Consider the following 25,048-nt stretch of genomic DNA (forward strand, 5'->3'; position numbering starts at 1 on the left):
CCCGGCCACGCTCGGCAGTGACCACATATGTCGGTGCGCACCTTTTTCAAGGAAATAATCCGTCACATATTACGAATGATTTCAATCCATAATCGACGCAAGTAAATGCCACTGGCGTTTGGAGGGCCGCTTCTCGCGATGAAAGTCCTTTCCATATTCGGCACGCGCCCCGAGGCCATCAAAATGGCGCCTCTCGTCTCGGCGCTGCAACGCGACCCCCAGATCCACAGCGTCGTATGCGTAACGGGCCAGCACCGCGAAATGCTGGATCAGGTGCTGGCGCTGTTCGATCTTCGTGCGCAGCACGACCTCGACATCATGGTGCCCAACCAGACGCTCAACGGCCTGTACGCCCGCCTGATCAGCCGTGTGGACGCCGTGCTCGAAACGGAGCGGCCCGACTGCGTGCTCGTCCACGGCGATACCAGCACGGCGTCCGCCTGCGCCCTGGCCTCCTTCCATCGGCGCGCGCGCATCGGCCACGTCGAGGCAGGCTTGCGGACCGGCAACCTGGCGATGCCCTTTCCGGAAGAGATGAACCGCCGCGTGGTGGACGCGGTGGGAGACTGGCTGTTTGCGCCCACCGCGGAATCCCGCGGCAATCTGTTGCGCGAAAACCTGCCGGGGCGCATCACCGTGACCGGCAACACGGTCATCGACGCGCTGGCCGCGACCTGCGCCAAGCTCGCGCCCGACGGGCCGCTCGCGCGCGGGCTGGCGGCGCGTTACGGCTGGCTGGACTCTTCCCGCCGCCTCCTGCTGGTCACCGGCCACCGGCGCGAGAGCTTCGGCGAAGGCTTCAGGAACATCTGCGCGGCGCTGGCGGGGCTGGCGCGGCGCGACGACCTGCAGATCGTCTATCCCGTCCATCTGAATCCGCAAGTGCGCAATGTGGTGATGAAGGCGCTGGCCGGCCTGCCGCACGTGCACCTGATAGATCCCCTGGACTACCTGGATTTCGTGTGGTTCATGCAGCGCGCCTATCTGATCCTGACGGATTCCGGCGGCGTGCAGGAAGAGGCGCCCTACCTCGGCAAGCCGGTGCTGGTGATGCGCGACGTCACCGAGCGCCCGGAGGCCGTGCGCGCAGGCACCGTGGCGTTGGTGGGCACCGACACGCAACGCATCCTCGACGAGGTGAACCGGCTGCTGGACAGCCCGGAGCGCCATTCGGCGTTCTCGCGGCGCATCAATCCCTACGGGGATGGCCGGGCCTGCCAGCGCATCGTCGACGCGCTCTGCGGCCGCGCCGTGGCCGAATTCGATCCCTACGCATCCGCAGTTCCTCACTAGTCCGCCGCCCCCCCCGTGACGTGCCTCAGCCCGGAGCTTCCATGTCCAACTCCTCGCATATCTCCGCCGCCCGTACACTCCGCCGCGCCTTGATGGCCGCCGGGTTGCTGCTCCCGCTGGGGGCCTTGGCCAGCCCCGCGGGCGACGCCTTGCGCCGCCTGCAGGGCGACGACTGGGTCTCGCGGGACGTCAGCCTGGAAGACCTGGGCATCCGGGAGCCCGTGGTGCTTAGCAATAGCGATGCGCGTCAGGAGTTCTACCTGCCGGTGCCGCGCGGCGTGCCGATCTCGGACGCCGCCCTGAATTTCGACGCCCGCTACACCAAGGGCGAGCCGGGACGGACCAGCATGGTGCTGTGGGTGGACGGCGTGCCGCAAGCCGCTCAGCGCATCGCCGACGGCGAAGGCTCGGCCGCCCGCAGCCTGAACGTCGAGCAACGCAGCCGGGAAACCGGTTTCCTGCGCCTGGGCGTGGATTGGCAGTCGGAGATCGCGCTGCGCCGCTGCGAGAGCAACCGCGCCACCGCCAACGCGCTGACGATTTCACCGCGCACGCGCTTGAGCTACCGCTACGACGCCGCGGCGATCGGCAGCCTGGACGACGCCTGGAGCATGCTGCCGGGCAAGCCGGTGCTGATGGTGTCGGGCGACAAACTCGATCAGCAGGCTTTCGACAGCGCCTGGCGCATTGGCGTGGCCATGGAGCGCAGCGGCAAGCACGTAGCGGTCAAGGGATTTCCAGCCGTCGGCGACGAGGTCGACACGCGCGGCCTCCAGGTCCCGAACGGGCTGGCGCAGGTTCCCGCATTTGCCGCGGTGGCCGGCGACGAAAAGCACAAACTCGCCAATCCCGCCGAGATCGGCGCGCTGCTGGTCATGGGCGCCCCCGCCGTCAGCGGCGACGTCGTGATCGCGGACGCCCAGCTCCGCGCGCGCTACAACGAGGCGCTGGACGCCTTGCAGGCGCAGTTGGCGCAGGACGCCGACGCCGCCGAAGCATTCAAGGCGTGGCGCGGCCGGCGCATGCCGCTGGCGGGCCAGGATCTGCAGTCCAGGGAAATCCGCGTGCTGCCGCTGGGCCGCCAGGCGGTGATCGCGGTGGCCGCCGATGCCGGGGCGCAGGGCGCGGGCGCCTTCGACACGGCGTGGCGCCGGATCCTGGTGACCCGTCAGGTGCAGGTCCAGGCCGCGGCGGCGCCTCGGGCTTTCGAGGACGGCGGCCTGCGGCTGACGAGCCTCGGAGGCTCGCCCTCCAGCTTCGACGTGGTGGCCCGCGGCGACTGGAACATCACCTTCCCGCTGGCGGCCGTTTCCGCCGATGGCGGCATGCCCGACGAACTGGTCATGGACCTGGCGGCCGCGCCCGGCGCGTCGGCCACGCGCCCCGTGGCCTCAGTGTTCTGGAATGGCATCCTGCTGGCCGCCAAGCAGCTGGAGGCGACCGGCAGGCCCGAACGCCTGACCGCGCGCGTGCCCGGCTATGCGTTGGGCGTGGCCAACGCCGTGCGGGTCACGTTCCAGCGCCAGCCGGTATCCGTGGACTGCAACGAGATTCCTCAGGGCTACCCGGTGAACGTGCTGCCGACCAGCTACGTGAAGCCCGGCGCCGCGGAACCCGACGGCACTTTCATCGGGCTGCTGCCCCTGCTGGCGGGCAATCCCCAACTGATCGTCCCCGACAGCTACCTGGCCGACGCGCCGGGCAATATCAAACGGGTCATCGGCATCGCCTCGGCCAGCGGCCTGTCGGCCACCCGCGCCCAGCTGTCCCTTGCGCCCGCCGGACAGGCGGCCAAGCCCGGCCGGCCCTTCCTGGCGATGGAGGTTGCGCTGGACGGCGCCAAGCCTCTGGTCAAAGTCACGGACCGCAAGCAGTTGACGGTGAACGGCAAGAACGCGCCCTGGCTGGATATCTCCGGCCTGGACCATCTGAGCACGGCCGAGGTCGTGAGCGCCGGAGGCCAGAGCGGCGTGCTGTGGCATGCGCTGGGCCAGCAGCCCGGCGCGCTGGACGCCCCCTTCGTGCTGAATCGCGGCAATGTCGCGATCATCGGCGCCGCCGGGCCACTGGCCTGGATCGACAGCGCCGATCCGGGCGCCAGCCATCCGCCAGGCGCGGGCGAAAGCGCCTTCTTCGAATGGCGCCGCTACCTTTCGTGGAGCGTGCCCGCGATCAGCATCGGGCTGCTGGTGCTGCTCCTGATCCTGATCCTGGCCCTGCGGGTGAACCGCAAGAACAGCAAGGAAAACAAGTAATCCGGAGGCGCCGGCGCCATGTCCTCGCTCTACTGGCCCTACCTCATCGCCGACTACTACCGCGGCCTGGAGATCGTGACCGCGGTGGTCGGCGTGATCATCCTGCTGTCGAGCCTGGACGACCTGTTCATCGACGGCTGGTACTGGTTCCGCCAGCTGCGCCGGTCGCTGACGGTCAAGCGCCGTTACGCCCCGCTGACCGCCGAGCAGCTGCGCGCCAAACCGGAACAGCCCCTGGCGATCATGGTGCCGGCGTGGCTGGAGTACGACGTGATCGCGTCGATGCTCGAAACCATGGTGTCCACGCTGGAATACAAGAACTACATGATCTTCGCGGGCACCTACCAGAACGACGAGCGCACGATCAGGGAGGTGGAGCGCATGCGGCGCCGCTACCGCCAGCTGATACGCGTGGAAGTCCCGCACGACGGCCCGACCTGCAAGGCGGATTGCCTGAACTGGATCGTGCAGGCAATCTTCGCGCAGGACACCCGGCAGCCCGTGCCCTTCGCGGGGGTGATTCTGCACGACAGCGAAGACGTGCTGCACCCGCTGGAGCTGAAGTACTACAACTACCTGCTGCCGCGCATCGACTTCATCCAGTTGCCCGTGACGTCGCTGGAGCGGCACTGGTATGAACTGGTGGCCGGCACCTACATGGACGAATTCGCGGAATGGCACACCAAGGACCTGGTGGTGCGCGAAAGCCTGTCCAGGATGGTGCCTTCCGCCGGCGTGGGCACCTGCTTCTCGCGCCGCGCCCTGACCGAGCTGGCGGCGGAGACCGACAACCAGCCCTTTAATACCGACACCCTGACGGAAGACTACGACATCGGCGCCCGCCTGGCCCAGCGCGGCATGCGCCAGATTTTCGGCAAGTTCCAGGTCGAATACGTCACGCGACGCCGCTCGTGGTTCGGCGCCGGGCCCGAGAAGGTCTCGACGGTCGCGATGCCGCTGGGCGTGCGCGAGTACTTTCCCAATACATTCCGCACCGCCTACCGGCAAAAGGCGCGCTGGACCCTGGGCATCGGCCTGCAGGGCTGGCAGCAGGTGGGATGGACGGGATCGCTGGCCACCAAATACCTGCTGTTCCGCGACCGCAAGGGGCTGGTCACCTCGTTCATCGCGATCCTGGCCTACCTGCTGCTGGCCAACTTCTTCATCTTCTATCTGGCGGACCTCTTCGGCTGGTGGACGGTCTATTACCCGTCGTACTTCCGGCCGGGGGGCTGGCTGGTGACGCTGATGTGGATCAATGCCATAGCGCTGCTGCTGCGCGTGGCGCAACGCGCCTATTTCGTCCACCGCATGTACGGCTGGGAGCATGCGCTGCTGTCCATGCCGCGGATGATCGTGGGCAACTTCATCAACGCCATGGCGGCGGCGCGGGCCTGGCGGCTGTTCATCGGCCATCTGATCACGGGCAAGCGCCTGGCCTGGGACAAGACCATGCACGACTTCCCCTCCACGGACCAGTTGACGCAGCAGCGCCAGCGCCTGGGCGACCTGCTGCTGTCCTGGCAGGCGATCGACCACGCCATGCTGGAGCGGGCGCTGGAGATGCAGGCCCGCGAGAAGCGGCCGCTGGGCGAGATTCTCATGGAGCAAGGCTGGCTCGATGAAAGCACGCTGCGCGAGGCGCTGTCGTTCCAGCAAGGCGCGCCGGCGCAGGACGCGCCCCCCACGGATCCGCTATCGCACAGGCCATCCCCTCCATGACCCCTCTCTCCCGCTCGCTGGCATTCGCCGCCCTGCTGACGTGCGCGGCAGCGGCGCCCGAGGCGGCCGCGCAAGCCGAGGCGGCCGCCGAGCGGCCGCTGGAAGGCGACGCCTACCAGCTCGCCGACCAGGCCTACAAGCAATACGACGCCGGACACTACGAAACGGCGGAGATCATGGCCGAGAACGCCATCCGGCTGCGGCCCGACGTGGCGCGGCTGCGGCTGCTGCTGGTATACGCCCTGGAAAAGCAGGGCAAGCGCCAGGAAGCGGCGCGCGCGGCCGACGCGGCGATCGCCGACGGGCTGGGCACGGCCGAACTGCGCCGGGCCCTGGCCAATCTGCGCCGCCCGCCGGCCACGGCCAGCGCCCCTCCGCCTCCGGCCGCGCAGCCCTCCCCGCCCGCGCCGCAAGCGGCGCCGACGCCGGCCCCGAAGAGCGCCTATCAGCGGGCCTATCCCGTGGCTGCGCGGGCCTATGCGGACTACGCCCGCCATGATTACGCGGCGGCGGCGGCCGGCGCCGAACGGGCCTTCCGCGCCGCGCCGGCGCAAGGCGAATGGGCGCTGCTATGGGTCGAATCCCTGGGCGCCCAGCACCAGTACGAGGCTGCCCGCCGCGCGGTCGATAGCGCCCTGGCGCTAGGAGCCCCCAACAAGGCCGCCCTGCTCTCCCGGCAGCAGGCCTTCCAGCGGCAGACCGCGGCGGCCCGGGCGGCGGCCGCGCCCGCCGCCGGCGGCGAAGCCGCCGCCAGCGCCTATGCCGCCTATGACAAGGGCGAATTCCAGGAGGCGATCGCGCAGGCTCGCCTGGCCGTGGCGCAGGCGCCGGACAACGAAAGCTATGCCCAGTTGCTGACGACCACGCTGGCCGCGGGCAATCCGGCCCAGGCCGCCGAGGCCGAAGCGCGGCTCGACGACGAGATCGCCCGCCAGCCCGGGTCCGCGCAACGGCTGGCGCAACGCGGCTACGTGCGCCAGCGCCTGGGCCGGCCCGATGAGGCGGCTGCCGACTTCGCCGCCGCGCGGGCAACGGGTCAGGCGCCGCCGCGCCTTATCCTGGACCAGGCCTATGCGCAATCGGCGATGGGAGACAATCGGGCCGCCACGGCGTCGCTCAAGCAGGCGATCGACCAGGACGATGCCGGCCAATTGGGCCTGAGCCCGCTGGAACGCTACAACACGCGCAGCGCCATCGCGAATCTGTCGCGCGAATGGGGAGCCTCGTTTTCGGCGTCGTACCGCGGCGCGCGCCCTGCCAGTTCCAGCCTGGGTGGCGCCGCCATCAATACGCCCGGGGACGTGGTGTTCAGTACCGCCGAGATCTTCTGGCGCCCGCCGCAGCTGAATAACCGCTGGGGCATGCTCGAAGCCTATGCGCGCAGTTCCAACACCCTGCACGACAGCGGCAGCACGTACGAATCGCGCAAGAACGTGGACCCCTGCACGGGGCTGAGCACGCCCGACGAGCGCGACGATGAGGAGCGCTTCCGCAACAATCGCAGCGCCTCGGGCATCCCGAGCACGATCGGCGCGCTGGGCCTGCGCTACCTGCTGGCCGATACCGGAGTGACCTTCGGCATCGAGCGCCGTTTCTACCTAGGGTCCGGCACCCGCCAAGGCTATGCCTACCCCGAATCCAGCGCGGTCCAGTGCAACGCGCAGCGGGCCTTCCACGAGGCCTATCCGAACCTGCAGGATCAGAGCGCCGTGGCGCGCTACAAGCTCAATGGCAATGCAGGCGGGTGGATGACCTACATCACCTATGGTTACTACCAGGGCCGCGAACTGCGCGTGGACGTGCCCAGCTGGCTCACCATCGAGGGCTATGCGCAGGCCGGCTATGCCTGGGACGACAATAGCGCCCGCTACACCGCCTATTCCGTGGACGCCAAGGGCGATCGCCAACAGGAGCTGGGCAGCGCCTCGGGCCGTCTCAAGCGCGATCAGGCCTTCCTGTCCGGCGAGTTGCGCGTGGGCCGCAGTTTCCGCGCCACCGGCATCAGCGACAAGCTGGTCCTGTTTCCCTATGCGGTCGTCGGCGCCGACTGGCTGTGGCAGAAAAACGTGGCCAAGCTCAACGACCTGCCCGTCTACGGCAACCAGTCGGTCGTCCTTTCCAGCCACGATAGTTCCTGGTCGCTGGGCGTGGGTCCGGGCTTCAACGTGCGCTACTGGTTCCGCGAAGACCACTACAACGCGCCGCGCTCGTACCTGGACCTGGGGGTGCAGTACCGCACCAGCATCGGCGGCGGCGCGACCGACCGCGCCAAGGGCTGGTTCATGAACATGACGCTGTCGTACTGAGCCGCAGATACACATCATTACATGGCTTCATAAGCCTATAACAATGAATCGGGCATAGTGCTTCGCGCCACGCAGGCAGCGCGATCGCCGGGCGTGCAACCCGATCCCCTTACCGCGTTGGAGATTGAATTGCCGATTCTCAGACAAGCTCGTATCGCCCTGCCCGCCGCCGCCCTGGCCGTGTGCGGCGCCGCCGCCCTCGCCCAGCAGGCCATGCCCGGCCAGATGCCCGACCTGGCCGCGCTGAGCGGCCAGATGCATGCCGCCGCCGAGTACTGCAACGCCTACACGGCGGCGCAGCTCGAGCAGATGAAGCAACAGCAGAAGACCGCGACCGGCGCCCAGGGCATGTCCGCCGCGGACTTCGACGCCTCCTTCTCGAAGTCATACGGCGCGACGAAGGCGCAACTGGGCGCGCTGAGCGCGGCGGACAAGGAAAAAACCTGCGCGCAGCTCAAAGCCGTGGCGGCCGCGCAACCGCGTTAGTCCGGGGCTGCTCGGCGGCCGCCTATGGCGGCCATTCCCGCCGCAGCCGCTCGGCCTCGGGCGTAGGCCCGATCAGCCAGGGGTCCGCAGCAAACGCGATCACGCGTTGCGCGCGGTAGCGCCGCGCGATGCGCAGCTGTCGGCGCACGCGAGCGGCGTCGGCCGAGCGCGCATTGAAGGTGGTGCCGTCTTTGCGTTCGGACGGCAGCTCCTCGAACAGCTCGACGATCAGGTCGAACGGTGCGCGACGCGCCAGCAGCATGCGATGCAGGGGCGCCAGCGCCTCATATGCCGCCATGCCGGACACGCCCACCCCGTCCTGCAGCATGGGCCTCACGCTGGCGGCGTCCAGCAGGCCGCTCCACAGGTCGGCCAGGCTTAGCGGTCCGGGCAATTTGCTGTGGAACGTGGAAATGCCGGACGCGCGCCCCGCCTGTTGCGCAAGCGGATCGGACAGGGCGCGCAGCCATCGCGCAAGGCGCGGCTGCCGGCCGGGGGCGGCCCAGCTGTGCTGCTCGATCTCGTAGGGAATGTACCAGCCGCGGAAGGCGGCGCGCCCGGTTACGCTCGCGGCCCGGGCGTAGGCCAGCGCCTGCGCCTGCGCAGCCTGCAGGAAGGCCGCCAGCGCGGCGTCATCCGGATCGCCCAATTGCCGCCACCAGCGCTCGTCGTAGGGCAGGCCCAGCTGCAGCCCCACGCCCAGGCGCTCCGCTTCGTCGAAAATCAGCGCCAGCGTGGACGCGGACAACTGCCACGGCTCGGGGCCGCCGCTCGTCCCCGTCCATTGGATGATGATTTCGCGGAACCCCAGGCCGTGCATGGCGGCGATGCGTTCGCGCCATGCTTGCGGCGAGAGCGAGAGGTGGCTGGGCCACAATTGCCAGAACGTGCTCTGCACCGACCAGGGCGGCGCGCACGCGGACAGGCCGGCGGCGACCGCCGCCATGCCCAGGCCGCGCAACAGGCGCCGCCGGCCGGGGGAAGCAGGCGCGGACGCCTGCAAGAGCCGCCGGGCGATGGGTACTACCCTGCGCGGTTGCCGAACAGGCCCGACAACGAGGCCAGCAGATCGGCCGGGTTGAACTGGGGATTCGACGGCACGGTGCCGTCCGGCGTGGCCTGGTCAACCAGCTGCGGCAGCAGCGAGGACAGCGAACCCAGCAGCGAATCCGAATCCTGGCCGGTCTTGGCGGCCAGTTCGTTCACGACGCCGGGATCCAGCACGGAACCCAGCTGGTCGGCGCTGACGGGCAGGTTCTGGCCCGTGCCCACCCACGAGGCCACGATCTCGCTCAAGCCGCCCTTCTGGAAGCTTTCGATCAGGCCGGAGAGGCCGCCCGGGTATTTGCTCAATTGCTCGATCAGCGCGGGCAACAGCGACGCCGAGCCCCCTTGCTGACCGCCGCCGGCCATCGAGGCCAAGGAATCCAATAGGCTCATCATCGTGCTCCTGAAAAGTCGGAGAATCAGTATAGGCCGGCGCCCGCCGCCGTGGGCGTCATCCGGCGGGTCCGGCGGCGGATCTTTGCAAAGCTTGTCGTTGCGCGCCGGCTCAATCCGCCGCCTTGCCCGCCTGCAGCGCCCGCAGCGCCTTCAGCCCGGCTCGGCCGTCCGGGCGCTGGCCCAGTTCGCGCTGCGCCGCCTGCAACGCGGTCCGGGTACGGGCGCCGATCATGCCGTCGGGTTCGCCCACATCATAGCCGCGGGCGATCAGCAGGCGCTGCAGTTCGCGCCGCTGCGCCCGCGACAGGCCCGGATCGTCCGTGGGCCAGGCCTGGACCAGCGGCCCGGCGCCCCGCAGCCGGTCCGACAGGTGGGCGATGGCGAGCGCGTAGCTTTCCGCCGCGTTATAGGAATACAGGGCGTCGAAATTGCGGGTGACAAGGAACGCGGGGCCAGCCTTGCCCGCCGGCAGCAGCAGGCCGGCCGGGACATCGCCCGCGGGCAATGGCCGGCCATCGGCGCGCGCCACGCCCTGCTTCACCCAATAGGACATCGGGCGCTTGTTCCTGCGGCCGGCTCCCGCCGTGTCAAGCCCCGCCGGCAGGCGGACTTCATACCCCCAGTCCAGCGCGCTGTTCCATCCCGCGCGCTTGAGGAAGTTGGCCGTGGACGCCAGCGCGTCGGGCACGCTGTCGACCAGGTCGCGGCGGCCGTCCCCGTCGAAATCCACCGCCAGCCGCAGATAGGTCGACGGCATGAACTGGGTCTGGCCGAACGCGCCGGCCCATGACCCCAACAGACGGTCTGACGCCAGATGTTCGTCCTGGATGATTCTCAGGGTCGCGTAGAACTCGCCCCGGAAATAGGCCTGGCGGCGGCCGAAGCAGGACAGGGTCGACAGCGAAGTCAGTAGCGGCCTGCCGCCCAGCGTGCGCCCGTAATTGCTTTCCACGCCCCAGACGGCCGCGACCGTGGCCGGGTCCACGCCATAGCGGGACGCCGCCCGGTCCAGCTCGGCCTGCCAGCGCGCCATGCCGGCACGGCCGTCCGCCACGCGTTCGTCGTCGACCAGGCCGGCCATGTAGTCCCAGATGGGCGTCTTGAACTCCGGCTGCGCGTCCAGCAGGCCGATCACCGCCATGTCCGGCGCCAGGCCCGCGGTATGGGCATCGAACGTCGCGCCCGACACCCCGGCCTTCAGCGCCGGCCCGCGCAACTGCGCCAGGCACGCGGCTAACGGTTCGGCGGCATGGGAGGCCGGTGCCAGCAGCGCAAGCGCGACGCTGGCCAGCAAGGCGCCGGTGCGGCGGGGAATATGGATAGTCATGGTCTCAATCCGCCTGCAACGCGGCGAGCTCGGCGTCGTCGAATCCGGCGGCGCGGCGCGCCTCCAGGTTGAAGGGGCCGCGCAGCCGGGGCGCGCCATAGCGCTGCGCCAGTTCGGCATAGCAGGCGACGGGGTCCTTCCCCATCTGCGCGCATAGGTGCTTGTACCAGCGGTTGCCGATGGCCACGTGGCCGATTTCATCGGCCAGGATGATGTCGACGATGGCCGCGCTGTCCGTGTCCCCTGCCCCAGCCAGCTTGGCGCGGATCGCGGGAGACGCATCCAGGCCGCGCGCCTCCAGCGTGCGCGGCACCAGCGCCAGGCGGGCCAGCAGGTCTTCGCTCGTGCGTTGCGCCATGTCCCACAGACTGTTGTGGGCGGGGAAGTCACCGTAGGCGTGGCCCATCCCGGCCAGACGCTGCCTGAGCAGATCGAAGTGATAGGCCTCTTCGCGCGCCACGCGCAGCCAATCGCGGTAAAAGGCCTCCGGCATGCCGGCGAAGCGCCACATGATGTCCAGCGCCAGGTTGATGGCATTGAATTCGATGTGCGCCAGCGCGTGCAGCAGCGCCGCGCGCCCTTCCTCGGTGGCCATGGAACGCTGCCGGACCTGGGAAGGCGCAACCAGCTCGGGCAGCGGCGGACGGCCCGGCAGGACGGCGGACGGCGCAAAGGTCTTGCCGCAATCCAGCACGGCGGCATCGGAGATGGCCCGCACGCCGGCCAGCTTGTCCTGCCATGCCGTGGCGGCCAGCGCGGCCAACGCAAGGCCGCGCAGGCAATCCTGCTCCTCGCCGCCCGAAGGCGAGACCGTGTTCATATCCATGCTTGATTCCCAGCCGGAGGCGGCTCCCCGATAAATACCGCAACGGCGTCGACGCCGCGCAACCACGGAGACTTTATCATTCGCACATGGATTCCCTGCGCCTGACCATAGAAACCGACCTGTCCCGCATCGACGCCCGGCAATGGGATGCGCTGGCGGGCGACCAGCCCTTCCTGCGCCACGCCTTCCTGCGCGCGCTCCATGAAACCGGCTGCGCGGCCCCGGAAACGGGATGGGCGCCCCACTACCTGGCGCTCTGGCGCGACGACGCGCTGGCCGCGGCGGCGCCGCTCTACCTGAAATCCCACTCGCGCGGCGAATATGTGTTCGACTACGCCTGGGCCGATGCCTTCCAGCGCCACGGGCTGCGCTACTACCCCAAGCTGCTGTCGGCCATCCCCTACACCCCCGTGACGGGGCCGCGGCTGCTGGCGCGCAACGACGAAGACCGCGACACCCTGGTGCGCGGGCTGGTCGCGTTCGCGGAACAGATCAACGTCTCGTCGCTGCATCTGCTGTTTCCGGCGGAGGCCGATATGCGGACGCTGCGCGAGGCCGGCTTCATGGTGCGCGAAAGCGTGCAGTTCCACTGGACCAACCCGGGCTATGCGGACTTCGACGCCTTTCTTGCGGCCATGAGCCACGACAAGCGCAAGAAGATCCGCCAGGACCGCAAGAAGGTCGCGGCCGCCGGGCTGGCGTACCGCTGGCTCCGCGGCGCGCAGATCGGGGCCGAGGAACTCGGCTTCTTCTATGAGTGCTATTGCCGCACCTATTTCAGCCATGGCAATCCGCCCTACCTGAGCCGTGAATTCTTCGAGCGCGCGCATCGCGAACAGCCCGAGGCATTCGTGCTGATCCTGGCGCAGCGGGGCGCTCAGCCTGTGGCCGCCGCGCTGAACCTGGCGGGAGGCGATGCCCTCTACGGCCGCTACTGGGGCGCGACGGAATATGTGCCGGGCCTGCATTTCGAGACCTGCTACATGCAGGCCATCGCCTATTGCATCGCGCATGGCTTCGCCCGCTTCGAGGGCGGCGCGCAGGGCGAGCACAAAATGGCGCGCGGCCTGCTGCCCACGCCCACGTGGTCGGCGCACTGGGTCGCGCACCCGGGGTTCGCCGATGCGATCCGGACGTTCCTGGACGAAGAAACGGAGGCCGTGGCGGACTATCTGGGAGAGCTGGAAACGCACACGCCGTTCAAGCGGCCCGCCGGGGATTGAGCGGGCCCGCCGCGGCCTACAGGAAACGGTCGAGCAGCTTGCGGCTGTGCTTGTCCAGCGACTGGATGTCGCGCACCAGATAGAAAATGCCGTGGCTGTCGGCGATCAGCAGCGTCTGAGGGCTCAGGCGGCGGATGTCTTCTTCGCCTCGCAGCGTGAACGAGGTGGGGCCCCGGTCGGTGTCGACCTTCCAGGTGCTGGGCGTGGCGAAGGTGGACACGCTGGCCAGCTTGCGGATCTCGGGCATGAACTCCCGGCTCTCCAGTTCTTCCTCGATCAGCGCGCGCTGGGGCGCGGGCACGTCGGACAGGTGTTCGATCCAGACGAGTTCGCGCCCGTCGCCGGTCACGAGGGACAGGCCGCGGCCCGCCTCGCTGATCGGGAACGCGCGCACCGGGATGACCCCTTCGTGGATGTCGCCGTCGGCGGCCTGGAATTCCAGGCGTCCGAAGGCATTGCGGCGCAGCTGAAAGGACGGCAAGGTCATGACGATAATCCTGGTTCCGCGTCAGGCCACGGCGGCCATGTCTTCGCTGCCCGACGCCTGCGCGTCGGCCTCGGCCTGGCGCGCCTGTGCCTGGTAGAGCCGATAGTAGGCGCCTTCTCGGGCCATCAATTCTTCGTGCGGCCCTTGCTCGACGATCTGGCCGCGGTCCAGCACCACCAGGCGGTCCGCCTTGCGCAGCGTGCTCAGGCGGTGGGCGATGGCGATCGTGGTGCGTCCGCGCACCAGGTTGTCCAGCGCCTTCTGGATTTCCTTTTCGGTCGTGGTGTCGACCGACGAGGTGGCCTCGTCCAGGATCAGGATGCGCGGGTCGATCAGCAAGGCGCGCGCGATGGAGATGCGTTGGCGTTCGCCGCCCGACAGCGCCTGGCCGCGCTCGCCGACCAGGGAGTCGTAGCCATGCGGCAGCCGCAGGATGAATTCATGCGCGTGCGCGGCGCGCGCCGCGGCCACGATCTCGTCGCGCGTGGCGTCGGGCTTGCCGTAGGCGATGTTCTCGGCGATGGTGCCGAAGAACAGGAACGGCTCTTGCAGCACCAGCCCGATGTTGCGCCGGTAGTCGGCCACGCGCACCGAACGGATGTCGGCGCCGTCCACCAGCACCGCGCCTTCCGACACGTCGTAGAAGCGGCAGATCAGGTTGATCAGGGTGCTCTTGCCCGACCCGCTGTGGCCCACCAGGCCGATCATTTCGCCGGGCGCGATGTTCAGGTTCAGGCCTCGGATGACCTGGCGGTTGCCGTAGCGGAACCCCACGTCGCGCAGCTCGATGCGGCCATTGATGTGCGGCAGCCTGGCCGGATTCTGCGGCTCCGGCACGCTGGAAACGTGATCGAGGATATCGAAGATGCGCTTGGCGCCTGCGGCCGCCTTCTGCGTGACCGACACGATGCGGCTCATCGAATCCAGCCGCATGTAGAAGCGCCCGATATAGGCCAGGAACGCGGCCAGCACGCCAACGGTGATCTGCTTTTGCGATACCTGCCAGATGCCGAAGATCCATACGACCAGCAGCCCCACTTCGGTGAGCAGCGTGACCGTGGGCGAGAACAGCGACCACGTGGTGTTGACGCGGTCGTTGACTTCGAGGTTGCGGTTGTTGGCCTCGCGAAAACGCGCGACCTCGCGCTTTTCCTGCGCGAACGCCTTGACCACCCGGATGCCGGGGATCGTGTCGGCCAGCACGTTGGTGATTTCGGACCAGATGCGGTCGACCTTCTCGAAGCCGTGGCGCAGGCGGTCGCGCACGGCGTGGATCATCCAGATGATGAAGGGCAGCGGCACGAGCGTGACCAGCGCCAGCCAGGGATTGATGGACACCAGGATGACCGCCGTCATGGTGATCATCAGGATGTCGGTGGCGAAATCCAGCAGGTGCAGCGACAGGAACACACAGATGCGGTCGGTTTCGCTGCCGATGCGGGAGATCAGGTCGCCGGTGCGCTTGCCGCCGAAATACTCCAGCGACAGCTGCTGCAGGTGTTCGTAGGTCGTGGTGCGCAGGTCCGCGCCGATGCGCTCGCTGACCCACGCCAGGATGTAGGTCCGGGCCCAGCCCAGGCCCCACGCCAGGAAGGCCGACGCCAGCAGGCCGCCCAGATAGAGGCGGACCTTGTCGTAGTCGATGGGCGCGCCGTTCTGGAACGGAATCAGCACGTCGTCCATCAGCGGCATGGTCAGGTAGGGCGGCACAAGCGTGGCCGCCGTGCCCATCAGGGTCAGCAGGAAACCTGCCAGCAGCGGACCGCGGTAAGGCCGCGCGAAACGCCACAGGCGCAGCAGCGCCCAGGTCGACGACGGCGCAGCCTGTTCCTGGTTGCAGGCCGGGCATTCTTCCACGCCCGCGGGAATGGCGTTATTGCAGATAGTGCAGTGGCGCGGCTCCGGCTCCTCCGCCTGGCGGCCGGACAGGCGGATGGCCTGCTGGGCCTCGAACTGCGCCAGCAGGCGCAGCGCGGCCGGGTTCCGGGCAAGGGTGAAGCGCCACACGCCCAGGCGGGCGGAATCGTCGTGCAACTCCAGTTGCGCGGCCCCCGCGTGGTCGGTCAGGCTGAGCCTTAATTGGGGGCCATATGGCCAGGATTCCCAGCCGGCGCCGTCGGGCCGGCGGGCCAGCAGGCGGCGGTCGGTGGCGGCGACCAGGCCCGGCTGGAACTTCAGGCGCTGATCCAGGTCTGTTTCAACCGAGGCCAGCAGTGTTTCGCCATCCGCCAGTTCGGCACGGATTTCATCCCGCCAGCGGGCAGGAAAGGCTTCGGCAAGGCCGGAAAGCAGGTGTGGTTTTTTCATTGGAACGCATACCGGGCCAGGACTCTGCCCTACGAGGCAACCGGTTCGCCACCGGGAGGGGCGGGAAACGTGTCCCTTCCTTACAACACAACGAGTTCACGCCCTGAAGGCGTCGTATAGTATCAGCCGATTTTTCTAATTAGGAATATCTGGGATCCCCCAACTCGTTGGCATTATTCTAAAGTCGCAACCCCAATAAATTCGCGGTATTGCATAGGGGCGTCCGCGCGTGCCAACCTGCTTCTTCAGCAAATTAAAACATGAAAAAGAAAGACATTGAATTTCTCGATGTCGTGGCTTTGCGCGGCCCGAACATTTGGACGTATCGCCCGGTCCTGGAAGCATGGGTGGATATCGGCGAGCTGGAGGATTACCCCTCCAATACCATTCCCGGCTTCTACGAACGCCTGACCGAATGGCTGCCGACGCTGATCGAGCATCGCTGCAGTCCGGGGGTCCGGGGCGGGTTCCTGTCCCGCGTCAAGGAAGGCACTTGGCCCGGCCACATCCTCGAACATGTCACGCTGGAACTGCAGAACCTCGCGGGGCTGCGCGGCGGGTTCGGCAAGGCCCGGGAAACCTCCGTCCGGGGAGTCTACAAGGTGGTCGTGCGCGCCTGGCAGGAGCAGGTCACCCGCGCCGCCTTGAACGAAGCGCGCGATCTGGTCATGGCCGCCATCGAAGACCGCCCGTTCGACGTGCCCGCCGCCGTCGCGAAACTGCGCGGGCTGATCGACAAGCATTGCCTGGGCCCCAGCACCGCCTGCATCGTGGATGCGGCGGACGACCGCGACATTCCCTATATCCGCCTGTTCGAAGGCAACCTGGTGCAGTTCGGCTATGGATCGGCGCAACGCCGCATCTGGACCGCGGAGACCGACCGCACCAGCGCCATCGCCGAAGGCATCTCGCGCGACAAGGACCTGACCAAGGAACTGCTGTCGACCTGCGGCGTGCCCGTGCCGGAAGGCCGCCTCGTCGACAACGAGGAAGACGCCTGGGAAGCCGCCGAAGACATCGGCCTGCCCGTGGTCGTGAAACCGTATGACGGCAATCACGGCCGCGGCGTGTTCACCAACCTGACGACCCGAGACGAAGTCGTGTCGGCCTACCGCGTGGCGGTCGACGAAGGCAGCGGCGTGATCGTCGAGCGCTTCGTGCTGGGCAACGAGCACCGCCTGCTGGTGGTCGGCAACCGCATGGTGGCCGCCGCGGCGGGCGAGCCGGCCTGGGTGACGGGCGACGGCAAGTCCACCATCAGCGAACTGATCGACAGCCAGATCAATACCGATCCGCGCCGCGGCCGCACCGAGAACCACCCGCTGAACCCGGTGCGCCTGGATTCCGCCGCCCGGCTGGAAATCGCCCGCCAGGGCCTGACCGAGGACGGCGTTCCGGCCGAAGGCCAGCGCGTGCTGGTGCAGCGCAGCGGCAACGTCGCCTTCGATGTGACCGACCGCGTGCATCCCAGCGTCGCCGCCACGGTGACCCTGGCCGCGCGCATCGTGGGCCTGGACATCGCCGGCGTGGATCTGGTGGCCGAGGACATCACCCGTCCGCTGGACGAGCAGCGCGGCGCCATCGTCGAAGTCAATGCCGGCCCCGGCCTGCTGATGCACCTGAAGCCGGCCGACGGCACGCCCCGCCCCGTGGGCCGCGCCATCGTCGACCATCTGTTCCCCGACGGCGACACCGGCCGCATCCCCATCGTGGGCGTGACCGGCACCAACGGCAAGACGGTCGTGGCGCGCCTGGTGGCCCGCCTGCTGCACCTGTCGGGCAAGCGCACCGGCCTGGCCTGCAGCGAAGGCCTCTACCTGGACCGGCGCCTGGTGCAAAAGGGCGACCGCGCCGATTTCGACTCGGGCACCCGCCTGCTGATGAACCGCAACCTGGACGCCGCCGTCATCGAAAACGATAGCGGCGTGATCCTCGGCCAGGGCCTGGCCTACGACCGCTGCCAGGTAGGCGTGGTTACCAATATCGACGACGCCGATCATCTGGGCGACTTCGACATCAATGAAACGGAGCGCATGTTCAACGTGTTCCGCACGCAGGTGGACGTGGTGCTCCCGACCGGCGCCGCCGTGCTGAATGCGCGCGATCCGCGCGTCGTGGAAATGGCCGAGCTGTGCGACGGCGCCGTGATCTTCTTCGGCATCGATCCCACCCTGCCCGCCATCGCCGCGCACCTGCGGCAGGACCGCCGCGCCGTGTACGTGCGCGACGGCAGCATCGTCCTGGCGCAGGGATCCCGCGAGGAAAAGCTGGCCGCCGTGGCCGCCATTCCGCTGACCCACGGCGGGCGCGTGGCCTTCCAGGTCGAGAACGTGCTGGCCGCGGTCGGCGCGGCCTGGGCGCTGGACATTCCGGTCGAACTGATCCGCGCCGGCATCGAAACCTTCGACATCGACCAGGCGGATGCGCCCTGGCAATTCACGCTGTTCGAACGCAACGGCAGCACCGTGGTGGTGGACGACGTGCACAACGCCTCGGCGCTGCGTCCGCTGATCGCCGCCATCGACCAGTTCCCGTCCACCCTGCGCGCCGCCGTCTATTCCGCCGGCGCCGACCGTCGCGACGAAGACCTGATCGAGCAGGGCCGGCTGCTGGGCGACGCGTTCGACCGGGTCGTGCTCTACGACGACCTTACCGTGCGCAGCAAGCGCCCTGCCGGCCAGGCGCGCGCGCTGCTGCGCCAGGGCCTGGCGCAAGGCGCCCGCGTGAAGGACATCCAGGAGGAGCCCGATCACGGCAAGGCCATCGAAAGCCAGCTCGGCGGCATCGCCGCGGGCGACTTCGTGCTGCTGCAATCGGACGAAGCGTTCTCCGGCCCCACCATCGATCTGGTCCGCCGCTGGATTCAGCAGCACTGACAATATCCAATATCCGCGCGCGCCCCGCACAAGCGCGGGCGCGCGTGAGCTAGACAGGAATACCTGCCATGGAAGTTTCCCGTATCCGAGCATTGCGCGGCCCCAACCTGTGGAGCAAGAACACCGCGATCGAGGCCATCGTCTCTTGCGCCGACGCCGAATGCTCCATCGACAATCTGCCCGAATTCGAAGCGCGCCTGCGCGCGCGCATGCCACAGATCGGACTGCTGCGCCCCGAAGGCCACCAGGGCGCGGTCTCCATCGCCCACGTGCTGCAGATCGTCGCGCTGACCTTGCAGGCTTACGCGGGCTGCCCCGTCACGTTCGGCCGCACCGCGTCCACCATCGAACCCGGCGTGTTCCAGGTGGTGGTCGAGTACAGCGAAGAGGAAGTCGGCAGGCTGGCGATGGAGCTGGCGCAAGTGCTGGTGCGCGCCGCGCTGGACGACGCGCCGTTCGATCTGGCCGACGCCCTGAAGCGCCTGCGCGAACTAGACGAGGACGTGCGCCTGGGCCCCAGCACGGGCTCTATCGTGAATGCCGCCGTCGCGCGCAACATTCCCTACCGCCGCCTGACGCAAGGCAGCATGGTGCAGTTCGGCTGGGGCAGCAAGCAGCGCCGCATCCAGGCCGCCGAAACGGACCAGACCAGCGCCATCTCCGAATCCATCGCGCAGGACAAGGACCTGACGAAAATGCTGCTGGACGCCGCCGGCGTCCCGGTGCCGATGGGGCGCTCGGTGACCACGGCCGAGGAAGCCTGGGCGGCGGCCCAGGAGCTGGGCGGCCCCGTCGTGGTCAAGCCGCGCGATGGCAGCCAGGGACGCGGCGTCGCGGTCAACATCGAAACGCGCGAACGGGTGATCCAGGCGTTCGAGGCCGCCGAGGAGATCAGTTCCGAGGTCATCGTGGAACGCTACATTCCCGGCCACGACTTCCGGCTGCTGGTGGTGGGCGGCGCCCTGGTGGCGGCATCGCGCCGCGATCCCCCGCAGGTCACGGGCGACGGGCAGCAGACCATCCGCCAACTGGTGGATCAGGTCAATGCCGACCCCCTGCGCGGCGACGGCCACGCCACCTCGCTGACCAAGATCCGCTTCGACGACATCGCGCTGGCCACGCTCAAGAAACAAGGCTTCGACGCCGACTCCGTACCGCCCGCCGGCACGCTGATCTTCCTGCGCAACAACGCCAACCTGAGCACCGGCGGATCCGCCACCGACGTGACCGACGAGGTGCACCCCGAAATGGCCGCGCGCGCGGTATCCGCGGCCCGCATGATCGGGCTGGACATCTGCGGCGTGGACGTGGTGGCCGAAAGCGTGCTGTATCCGCTGGAAGACCAGCATGGCGGCGTAGTGGAGGTGAATGCCGCGCCCGGCCTGCGCATGCATTTGAACCCCTCTTTCGGCAAGGGCCGCGCGGTGGGCGAAGCCATTGTTTCCGCCATGTACGCGGATGGCGACGATGGCCGCATTCCCGTGGTGGCGGTGGCCGGCACCAACGGCAAGACGACCACCGTGCGCTTGACGGCCCATATCCTGGGCGCGGCGGGCAACCGCGTCGGCATGACGAACTCCGATGGCGTATACGTGGACAATCTGCGCATCGACACCGGCGATTGCAGCGGCCCGCGCAGCGCCCGCAGCGTGCTGATGCATCCGGACGTGGACGCGGCCGTGTTCGAAACCGCCCGTGGCGGCATCCTGCGCGAAGGCCTGGCCTTCGACCGCTGCAACGTGGCCATCGTCACCAACATAGGCATGGGCGACCACCTGGGCCTGGGCTACATCAGCACGGTGGAAGACCTGGCCGTGGTCAAGCGGGTGATCGTGCAGCACGTGCACCCGGGCGGAACCGCCGTCCTGAACGCGGCAGATCCCATCGTGGCCGAGATGGCCGCCAGCTGCCCCGGCTCGATCACCTATTTCGCCGAGGACCGGAACCATCCCGTGATGGCCACGCACCGCGCGCAGGGCCTGCGCGCCGTGTATCGCGATGGCGACGCGATCGTGGCCGCGCAGGGCGCCGACGAAATCCGCTATCCGCTTTCCGCCATTCCGCTCACGCGCAACGGCACGATCACCTTCCAGGTCGAGAACGCCATGGCGTCGATCGCCGCGGCCTGGGCCCTGGGGCTGAACGAGGACGTCATCCGCCGCGGCCTGGCCTCCTTCGTCAACGACGCGCAGACCGCGCCCGGACGCTTCAACGTCTTCGACTACCGGGGCGCCACGGTGATCGCGGACTACGGCCACAACCCCGACGCCATCCTCGCGCTGGTGCGCGCGGTGGACGCCATGCCCGCCAAGCGGCGCTCAGTCGTGATCAGCGGCGCGGGCGACCGGCGCGACGAAGACATCCGCATGCAGACCGAAATCCTGGGCGAGGCATTCGACGAAGTGGTGCTCTACCAGGACCAGTGCCAGCGCGGCCGCGCCGACGGCGAGGTGCTGGCACTGCTGCAACAGGGCCTGGCCAACGCCACCCGCAGCAAGCACATCGAAGAGATCCATGGCGAGTTCCTGGCGATCGACACCGCCCTGGCCCGGCTCGCGCCCGGCGACCTGTGCCTGATCCTGGTGGACCAGGTGGAAGAGGCGCTGGCCCACATCGCGAGCCGAATCTCGCAGGCCTGAACCGCGCTCGCGGCGCAACGGAAACGGGGCGCCCTGGCGCCCCGTTTCACGTCTCCCCGCAGCGCCTTGCGGCTCAGCTGCTGGCCGACACCGCCGGGACGGCCGCCTGGTACCTGTCCGTCACGTGCGTGCATCCCGCTGCCGCCATGGCGGCCAGCGTCAATAAGATCGCGCTGCAAAGTCGTTGCGTCATGCGTGCCCCTCTCCTCTTCGTCGTGGTCGAACCGCGCGGGTTCCTCACGGCGACTATACCTTTGCGCTTCGCCCCGGGCCAGCGGCCATGGACATACTTCCGCCCGGCGCCCGCCCGCAGATCCCGTTACCAGCCCTCCGCAAAAGCGGACAAGACATTGCTGGAATGTAACTTCCAACGCGAGGGCGCCTGCAACTCCTGCCGCCGTAAATCGGGCCGTCCCGCCCCGCCGGCGTCGTTACATTTACCCACAGCCGGGTTTGACAGGCCTTGCCGGCGACTCGTACGTTGAAGACATGGCCTGCACGACGGCATCCGCCACCCAGGCAGGCCTGGCTGATCGATGTCCCATCCCACCGCGGGGCCAGGTTTGCAAGCCACAAACCCGCCTCGCACGCAAACGGAGAGATCACCATGAACAACGACGTTATCGCGGGCAAGTGGAAGCAACTGGCAGGCAAGGCCAAGGCGGCCTGGGGCGAGCTCACCGACGACGAGCTGACCCGCACGGAAGGCAACGCCGAGCGCCTGGCTGGCCTGATCCAGGAGCGCTATGGCAAGACCCGGGAGCAAGCGGAAAAGGAAGTCCGCGACTTCTTCGACCGCAATCCCTGATCCGAGCAACCACCAGGAGAAGCTGACATGCTGCACTACGCCGTAGTTTTCTTCGTCATTGCCATCATCGCGGCGGTCCTGGGTTTCGGCGGCATCGCCGCCGGCGCCGCGGGCATCGCCAAGATCCTGTTCTTCGTCTTCCTGGTACTGGCGCTGCTGTCCATATTGGGCGGCGCATTCCGCAAGAAATAGGACCCGTGCCGAGGACTTTCCGAAATCCGTTGCGTCTCGAACGCGCCGAACCACACCAACAAGGAGCATGACTATGGAATTTCGCAAGCTGATCGCCGCCGCTGCGCTGGGCACTGGCGCTGTCTTCACTTCCATTGCCTTTGCCGCCGACGACGGCAAGCCGAAACAGTCCGTGGGTGAATACGCGTCCGACGCCACCGTAACCACCAAGGTCAAGGCCGCCTTCGTGGCCGACAAGCAGTTGAGCGCGCTGGACATCGCCGTGGAAACCAATGCCGGCGTCACGACGCTGACCGGCACCGTGGGGACCGCCGCCGAGGCCGATCATGCGGCCACCGTGACGCGCGGCGTCGAAGGCGTGAAGCAGGTCATGAACAACATCAAGGTCGATCCCGCCAAGAACAAGCGGTGATCCCATGCCGCTTCGGGCCGGCCCCGAGGCAAGACGGCGCCTGCATACGCGGGCGCCGTTTTTTTATGGGAACCGCGGCGGAGAACCCTTGCCGTTCAGACGTTCACCACGCCGCGGCCGATCTCGAGCGCGCGTCCGCCCACCTGGATCCGTCCATCGGGCAGCACGTCCAGCAACAGCCGGCACGGCCTGCCCATCTGGTCGCCCTGCTCCACCAGGATGCTGGCGGGCAATCCCTGGCCGCGATGCCGCAGCCATCCGCCCAAGTTCGCGCAGGCCGAGCCCGTGCCGGCGTCCTCGTGCACCCCACCGCCGGCCTTGGCATAGAAGTACCGCGCCACCACCACCTGCCGGCCGTCGCGCGCCGCGTTTTCCTCGAAGGCGAATACATACATCACCTTGCGGCCCAGGCTGTTGGCCTGCCAGCGGTCCAGCCGGGAGGCGTCGGGCGCGGCGCGGCGCACCGCGTCCACGCTGGCGAGCGGAAGCAGCAACTGGTCCGCGCCGGTGTCCACCCAGACCGGGTCCGCCAGCAGGTCTCCGGCCTCCAGGCCCGCCAGGCCGGCGATCTCCGCCCGGTCCAAGGCAGGCGGCGCGGTGCGCACGCCGTCCGGACAAGGCGCGGTGAAGGTCCAGGCGTCGCCGCGCGCCGTCACCGGCACGATGCCGGCGATGAACTCCAGTTTCAGTTCGTCGCCGGTATTGAACCGATCGCGCACCACCTGCGAGGTGCCGATGGTGGGATGGCCGGCGAACTTCATCTCGTAGCCCGGCGTGAAGATGCGCACCCGCGCGTCCGCCCGCTCCGAAGGCAGGATGAAGGTGGTTTCGGACAGATTGAATTGCGCCGCCAGGTTCAACATGGTGGCGTCGTCCATGCCCCGGGCGTCCTCGAAGACGCAGAGCTGGTTTCCGCTGAAGGTGGAGGAAGCGAAGACGTTGAGCAAGCGGAATGCGTAGGCAGCCATGGCGGGAAGCGTAGTCGTAGGGACGGGCCGGCGGCAAGCCGGCGCGGCCCCACACTTTATCGCAGCGCCCCCTCGCGGGCTACCAGATGGCGAAGAACAGCACCCAGGCCAGGCAGAACGGCGCCAGCCCCGCCACCAGCACCAGCCACGCCAGGCCTTTGCGCAGCGCGCCGGCCTGGCGCGGCTTCAGCAGGCGCGCATACAGGCGCAGCGTCCACAGCACCGCCAGGCTGAGCAGGGTGAAGCGCACGGGAGCTGCCCACGCGGCCTGCACGCCTTCGTGCTTGAGCAGGTTGACCGTGGTGGCCGACAGGCCCAGGAACACGCCGATGCCCGCCGACGGGATCAGGGCCTGGGCCAGCTTGTGCAGCCCCGGCCGGCCCCAGCGCCCGGCGTAATCGCCCGCCGCGGGCGCGGCGGGCGCCAGGCGGTCGGCGATCCACAGAGAGAGGTAGGTCGCGCCCCCCACGCATACCGTGGCGCCGACGACGAACATCAGGATGCCCGCGCCGTCCAGCCAGGAAAAGCTGTCGTTCACTTCCGGATAGTGCGTAAGGATGAACCAGGGCGCGTTGTCCAGTAACGGCCACATGATGTCGTGCTCGACCAGCCAGGTCGCGGCCCATTGCTTGGCGGTCACGTACCAGGGGCTGGCGCTCCAGAGGAAGGCGCCGATCGCGATGCCCATCAGGCCGAAGCACAGCAGCGCGGTCTGCCAGGGATCGCCATGCGCGACGCGGACGATTTCTTCTTCGGGCGAACGCGGCGTCAGCGCGATCGCGCCGCGGTAGCCGCTGCAGCGCCCGCATACGTGGCAATCGCCCGCGCCCTTCATGTGGCGCAGCGGCACCAGCGGCGCACAGTTGATGGGCTCGATCCGGATGACGGGATGGCGCCACTTTTCCTCGTCGACCTTGAAGTGCCACGGCGCCAGCTTGGCGAGCAGGTTGAACACGCCATTGACCGGGCACATGTACTTGCACCACACCCGCTTGCTGCGGCCATAGCGCCAACCGACGATCATGGCGGCCACCGTGGACCCGCCCAGCACGGCCAGCACGGCCAGCGGATACTGGTAGACGCTGACGAGTTGCCCATAGATGGTCGTCAGCGCGAACGCCACGAACGGCCAGCCGCCCCAGCGCAGCCATTTCGGAATGGCAAGCCCCTTGCCGCGTTCGCTGGCCCACTCGGTCAGCATGCCCTCAGGGCATAGCCAGCCGCACCAGGCCCGCCCCAGGATCGGCATGGAGATGAGCACGAACGGCCACCATACGCCCCAGAACGCGAACTGCGCGACGATCGTCAGATTGTTGAAGACCGACGATGCGTTGTCCGGCAGCGGCAGGATCGCAGGCACGATCAGAAGGAACGCGTATATCGCGACAATGCCCCACTGCAGCTTGCGCAACAGCGGGGCATGGTCGCGGAGGAAGTCGGCGATACGGGAGGTCGCCCTCCCGAGTGCAGCTGCCATG

At 68.3% G+C, this 25,048-nt stretch carries 19 protein-coding genes; 11 read left to right on the forward strand and 8 right to left on the reverse strand.

The window, feature by feature from the left end:
* Nucleotides 1–138: 138 nt before the first annotated feature.
* The 5 genes from wecB (at nucleotide 139) to ACN6PJ_RS26310 (ending at nucleotide 8,062) form a co-directional block, all read left to right on the forward strand.
* Nucleotides 139–1,293, forward strand: coding sequence for a non-hydrolyzing UDP-N-acetylglucosamine 2-epimerase (wecB, locus tag ACN6PJ_RS26290; RefSeq protein WP_427998724.1), 1,155 nt, complete (start codon nucleotides 139–141; stop codon nucleotides 1,291–1,293).
* A gap of 41 nt (nucleotides 1,294–1,334) precedes the next feature.
* Nucleotides 1,335–3,548, forward strand: coding sequence for a cellulose biosynthesis cyclic di-GMP-binding regulatory protein BcsB (locus ACN6PJ_RS26295; protein ID WP_427998725.1), 2,214 nt, complete (start codon nucleotides 1,335–1,337; stop codon nucleotides 3,546–3,548).
* Between the two features lie 18 nt (nucleotides 3,549–3,566).
* On the forward strand, nucleotides 3,567–5,270 hold the full coding sequence (locus ACN6PJ_RS26300; protein ID WP_427998726.1) for a glycosyl transferase family protein: 1,704 nt from the start codon (nucleotides 3,567–3,569) through the stop codon (nucleotides 5,268–5,270).
* Complete coding sequence (locus ACN6PJ_RS26305) at nucleotides 5,267–7,576, forward strand: NfrA family protein (RefSeq protein ID WP_427998727.1); 2,310 nt, start codon at nucleotides 5,267–5,269, stop codon at nucleotides 7,574–7,576. Before ACN6PJ_RS26300 ends, ACN6PJ_RS26305 begins: the two co-directional genes overlap by 4 nt.
* Nucleotides 7,577–7,705: 129 nt before the next feature.
* Nucleotides 7,706–8,062: a hypothetical protein gene (locus ACN6PJ_RS26310; RefSeq protein ID WP_427998728.1), complete on the forward strand. Its 357-nt coding sequence runs from the start codon at nucleotides 7,706–7,708 to the stop codon at nucleotides 8,060–8,062.
* A gap of 22 nt (nucleotides 8,063–8,084) precedes the next feature.
* Here the strand turns inward: ACN6PJ_RS26310 and ACN6PJ_RS26315 are convergent, their stop codons facing one another.
* The 4 genes from ACN6PJ_RS26315 to ACN6PJ_RS26330 all read right to left on the reverse strand — a co-directional run bounded on the left by ACN6PJ_RS26315 (nucleotide 8,085) and on the right by ACN6PJ_RS26330 (nucleotide 11,658).
* On the reverse strand, nucleotides 8,085–9,008 hold the full coding sequence (locus tag ACN6PJ_RS26315) for a DUF4434 domain-containing protein (protein WP_427998729.1): 924 nt from the start codon (nucleotides 9,006–9,008) through the stop codon (nucleotides 8,085–8,087).
* Between the two features lie 77 nt (nucleotides 9,009–9,085).
* Nucleotides 9,086–9,502 (reverse strand): YidB family protein, encoded by a 417-nt coding sequence (locus ACN6PJ_RS26320; RefSeq protein WP_427998730.1) that lies wholly within the window; start codon nucleotides 9,500–9,502, stop codon nucleotides 9,086–9,088.
* Between the two features lie 112 nt (nucleotides 9,503–9,614).
* On the reverse strand, nucleotides 9,615–10,832 hold the full coding sequence (locus tag ACN6PJ_RS26325; protein WP_427998731.1) for a lytic murein transglycosylase: 1,218 nt from the start codon (nucleotides 10,830–10,832) through the stop codon (nucleotides 9,615–9,617).
* A 4-nt stretch (nucleotides 10,833–10,836) separates the two neighbouring features.
* On the reverse strand, nucleotides 10,837–11,658 hold the full coding sequence (locus tag ACN6PJ_RS26330) for a ferritin-like domain-containing protein (RefSeq protein WP_427998732.1): 822 nt from the start codon (nucleotides 11,656–11,658) through the stop codon (nucleotides 10,837–10,839).
* Nucleotides 11,659–11,744: 86 nt separating this feature from the next.
* On the opposite strand from ACN6PJ_RS26330, the gene ACN6PJ_RS26335 reads away from it, so the two are divergent.
* On the forward strand, nucleotides 11,745–12,881 hold the full coding sequence (locus tag ACN6PJ_RS26335; protein WP_427998733.1) for a GNAT family N-acetyltransferase: 1,137 nt from the start codon (nucleotides 11,745–11,747) through the stop codon (nucleotides 12,879–12,881).
* A 16-nt stretch (nucleotides 12,882–12,897) separates the two neighbouring features.
* On the opposite strand, the gene ACN6PJ_RS26340 is transcribed toward ACN6PJ_RS26335, so the two are convergent.
* Nucleotides 12,898–13,368, reverse strand: a complete 471-nt coding sequence (locus tag ACN6PJ_RS26340) for a DUF1854 domain-containing protein (protein WP_427998734.1) — start codon at nucleotides 13,366–13,368, stop codon at nucleotides 12,898–12,900.
* A gap of 21 nt (nucleotides 13,369–13,389) precedes the next feature.
* Nucleotides 13,390–15,675 carry an ABC transporter ATP-binding protein gene (locus ACN6PJ_RS26345; RefSeq protein ID WP_427998735.1) on the reverse strand — a complete coding sequence of 762 codons (2,286 nt, stop codon included), beginning with the start codon at nucleotides 15,673–15,675 and terminating at the stop codon, nucleotides 13,390–13,392.
* Nucleotides 15,676–15,935: 260 nt separating this feature from the next.
* Between ACN6PJ_RS26345 and cphA (ACN6PJ_RS26350) the strand changes: the two genes are divergently transcribed.
* The 5 genes from cphA (ACN6PJ_RS26350) (at nucleotide 15,936) to ACN6PJ_RS26370 (ending at nucleotide 22,602) form a co-directional block, all read left to right on the forward strand.
* Complete coding sequence (gene cphA, locus ACN6PJ_RS26350) at nucleotides 15,936–18,551, forward strand: cyanophycin synthetase (protein WP_427998736.1); 2,616 nt, start codon at nucleotides 15,936–15,938, stop codon at nucleotides 18,549–18,551.
* Between the two features lie 68 nt (nucleotides 18,552–18,619).
* Entirely contained in the window at nucleotides 18,620–21,190 is a 2,571-nt protein-coding gene (gene cphA, locus ACN6PJ_RS26355; RefSeq protein ID WP_427998737.1) for a cyanophycin synthetase, read from the forward strand.
* 607 nt (nucleotides 21,191–21,797) lie between these two features.
* A complete protein-coding gene (locus ACN6PJ_RS26360; RefSeq protein ID WP_043542954.1) occupies nucleotides 21,798–21,998 on the forward strand; it encodes a CsbD family protein in 201 nt (66 codons plus the stop codon).
* Between the two features lie 27 nt (nucleotides 21,999–22,025).
* A complete protein-coding gene (locus ACN6PJ_RS26365; RefSeq protein WP_006389411.1) occupies nucleotides 22,026–22,190 on the forward strand; it encodes a DUF1328 domain-containing protein in 165 nt (54 codons plus the stop codon).
* Between the two features lie 73 nt (nucleotides 22,191–22,263).
* Entirely contained in the window at nucleotides 22,264–22,602 is a 339-nt protein-coding gene (locus ACN6PJ_RS26370) for a BON domain-containing protein (protein WP_427998738.1), read from the forward strand.
* A gap of 95 nt (nucleotides 22,603–22,697) precedes the next feature.
* On the opposite strand, the gene ACN6PJ_RS26375 is transcribed toward ACN6PJ_RS26370, so the two are convergent.
* Both ACN6PJ_RS26375 and ACN6PJ_RS26380 read right to left on the reverse strand, forming a co-directional pair.
* Complete coding sequence (locus tag ACN6PJ_RS26375) at nucleotides 22,698–23,570, reverse strand: PhzF family phenazine biosynthesis protein (protein ID WP_427998739.1); 873 nt, start codon at nucleotides 23,568–23,570, stop codon at nucleotides 22,698–22,700.
* A gap of 79 nt (nucleotides 23,571–23,649) precedes the next feature.
* Entirely contained in the window at nucleotides 23,650–25,047 is a 1,398-nt protein-coding gene (locus tag ACN6PJ_RS26380) for a 4Fe-4S binding protein (RefSeq protein WP_427998740.1), read from the reverse strand.
* Nucleotide 25,048: the final 1 nt, after the last annotated feature.

It is taken from the genome of Achromobacter sp. (assembly GCF_050285585.1).
GTDB lineage: Bacteria > Pseudomonadota > Gammaproteobacteria > Burkholderiales > Burkholderiaceae_B > Achromobacter.